The organism is Pseudoalteromonas sp. Z1A6 (genome assembly GCF_011378745.1).
Classification (GTDB): Bacteria; Pseudomonadota; Gammaproteobacteria; order Enterobacterales; family Alteromonadaceae; genus Pseudoalteromonas; species Pseudoalteromonas arctica.
On sequence record NZ_WTKW01000458.1, the window covers coordinates 1 to 2,710 of the forward strand.

Below are 2,710 nucleotides of genomic sequence, written 5' to 3' on the forward strand. Positions count from 1 at the left end.
TTATAGACTTACCCCGCTATTTAAATCAAGAAATAGGTTAGAAGATTTTATTCAACGAGATGCCCAGCACTTATTACTTTTTAGTTTGATGGGATTTTTTGATAAAAAGCACGGTCCAGATTGGTTAGTTATTGAGAGTATTGAACGTATAACGACAAAGGATGATGGGCTAATAATTTATAGTAATAACGAGCGTCAAATGAGCGTTAGTTTGCCTGTAAAAAAAGCAGAACTAGCTAGTTTTATTAAACGAATACTTACCGATTCAGAAAAGCAAAACATTACCTTTGATTAGGCTGATCTTCGCTCTATTCAAAAACGTAATACTTGGTGATACTTTTCTATAAATTTAGAAAGTACCGCTAATCAACTATTCAATGAGGTTATTATGTTGAAGTGGAATGATGTTATTAATTTTGCCACCAACGGCAATCCTACCCCGAGTAAAAAAGTAGTCAAAACTGATGAGCAGTGGCGTATGCAACTATCAGAAGATGAATATTACGTAACACGTAAAAAGGGAACAGAGCGCCCAGGTAGCTCGGGTAGTTGTACATTGCTCGAACCTGGCAAGTATGTGTGCATTTGCTGTGATAATCTATTGTTTGATGCAGATGAAAAGTTTGATAGCGGTACTGGTTGGCCGTCATTTACGCAACCTGCAACAATTGAAGCAATTGGTTATGTAAGCGATACAAGTCATGGTATGGAGCGCATAGAGGTGGTTTGTAACGTGTGTGATTCGCACTTAGGGCATATATTTCCAGATGGCCCATTGCCAACAGGTTTACGTTATTGCGTTAATGCCGGATCAATGAAAAAACTCTAATATTTTATTTACTAGCGCTTTGAATATCTAAATTCATTTCTTTTGCTATATGTAAAATCTTATCTAAACGCTGCGTCTGATCTGCTTGTAACTTAGCTTTATCAAGAAGGGCGTAGCATCTTTTAGCAAGTTCTATGTTGAATGAGCTGCCAGATTGCTTGGTTGAATCAAATAAACACTGTAATAAATTAAGTGCGATATTTTGATTACGAGGCATGACTCTAAATGCTTGTGTAAAAGCTTCCAACGCAGTATTTAATTGGCCTTTATTAAATTGACTAACGGCATGGTTGTTAAGCTCTTTTGGACCCATTTTAATATCGCGTCGCTCACTTTGTTGCTGCTGAATATAACGCAAGTAAGTTGTGTCGCTAACCGCAGGGTGTCTTTCACAGTGGCAGATTATTTGAGTGAATAAGGCTTGTGCCTTTTGATGAAACCCCAACTCATGAAACGCCTTTGCTTTATCAAGTGCGCCATCAACCGATCGGATGTGAGTATCGTCATCATCAAGCTGCTCAATTAGCTTTTTAGCTTTTTGGTGCTCGTCTTTTAAATAATGAAGTCGTGCATTAAGTACATCAATTTGAGCTTGATTCGCATTATTAGGAAACTGTTTTTTTAAATCATTAATGTACTGATTAGTTTGCCTTGAAATTCGCTGTATTTGATCGGTTTGATCCGTCGTTAGCGCAAAGTCGATACCAGCACGAGCTGCATTTAAATATACATCCGGGTGGTCGTGTATTGAATGTTTTGCAAAGGTGGCTATATCTTTTTGAGTTAAGTAGCTTTTTTCGTAGTCGTGATTAATTAGCGACACATTGCTTAGCGATTTTTGACGTGAAATATTGCGTGGTGCAATTTCTGCAGCTTGGCTTAAAAAGCTTTGTGCTAGCTCAAATTGATTTAGCTTTATTTCTAATCTGCCCAACAAATCAAGGGCTACTAAACGAGTTTCTTGGCGCTCTAACATTGTTTTGAGCATTCGCTGCGCCAAAATATGTTCGTTATTCGCTATAAGTGCTTCTACTAAGCCTACTTTTGCCCAAGCAAATTTTTGAATGTCGAGAACAGACTTAAAAAAGTCTTTCGCATCTTGAGCGCGCTTTAAGCGAAGTAAGGCATCACCTTTTAAGCGAAGTAGGATAGGGCTGTAATTATTATTTTTTTTATCCAGAGCGGTATCAATAAACTTAATAGCTTTTGAATCGTTACCATCATCAATTAATGAATACACTGTTTGTAAGTCGTGTTTACGCTTTAGGATTCGTTCAATGCGTATTTTAAGCTCTTGTACTGTAAAAGGTTTAACTAAAAAGTCATCAGGTTGCAGCTCAAGAACACTATGAACGAGTGAGCCACTTGTTTCTGCTGAGATAAAAATAAAGCCAGTCGAGCTTTTTATGAGTTGCTTTACACGTAGCTCTTCATAAAGCTGGTAGCCATCTTGGTGTTTATTTAAGTTGAATGAGCAAACGATTAGATCAAATTCTTCACTTAAACACTGCTCTTTTGCAGAATTTGCATGATCAGCAAAGCGCAACTGCCGAAAGCCAAGCCTTTCTAACGATTGTTTCATATAGCTTTGAGCAAGTGGCTGCTCCTCTACTATAAGTATTTTGGCTTTTGAATAGATCTTAGTTGGCATTGGCTTAAGCGTGATTGTATTTAACACAGACTATAATCAACAGTTTAACTCCTTACAAGGGAATTTAAATGATAGCTGTATTTATTAGGTAGTTAACTTTGCCTAATACGTTTATCTAACTACGAAGGTACTGAGCCGAATAACATAATTAAAAACTAAATAAGTAAAATTGATAACGCTATATTTGATGAGTGCTTTGATATGGAAATTTAGATTTTAATAAAAATATG

The 2,710-nt window shown here is 36.7% G+C and carries 3 protein-coding genes; 2 read left to right on the plus strand and 1 reads right to left on the minus strand.

Annotated features, from left to right (window positions below; translation table 11 throughout):
* Together GQR46_RS18460 and msrB are read left to right on the plus strand one after the other, a co-directional pair.
* On the plus strand, nucleotides 1-295 hold a 295-nt coding region (locus GQR46_RS18460), incomplete at its 5' end, for a hypothetical protein (protein ID WP_165741982.1).
* Nucleotides 296-388: 93 nt separating this feature from the next.
* Nucleotides 389-829: a peptide-methionine (R)-S-oxide reductase MsrB gene (msrB, locus tag GQR46_RS18465; RefSeq protein ID WP_165741984.1), complete on the plus strand. Its 441-nt coding sequence runs from the start codon at nucleotides 389-391 to the stop codon at nucleotides 827-829.
* 4 nt (nucleotides 830-833) lie between these two features.
* On the opposite strand, the gene GQR46_RS18470 is transcribed toward msrB, so the two are convergent.
* Complete coding sequence (locus tag GQR46_RS18470; RefSeq protein ID WP_165741986.1) at nucleotides 834-2,480, minus strand: tetratricopeptide repeat-containing response regulator; 1,647 nt, start codon at nucleotides 2,478-2,480, stop codon at nucleotides 834-836.
* Nucleotides 2,481-2,710: the final 230 nt, after the last annotated feature.

Excerpts from the sequence above, each read along its gene's own strand:
- msrB (WP_165741984.1), top strand. The coding sequence starts at position 389 with ATGTTGAAGTGGAATGATGTTATTAATTTTGCCACCAACGGCAATCCT.
- GQR46_RS18470 (WP_165741986.1), bottom strand. The coding sequence starts at position 2,480 with ATGCCAACTAAGATCTATTCAAAAGCCAAAATACTTATAGTAGAGGAG.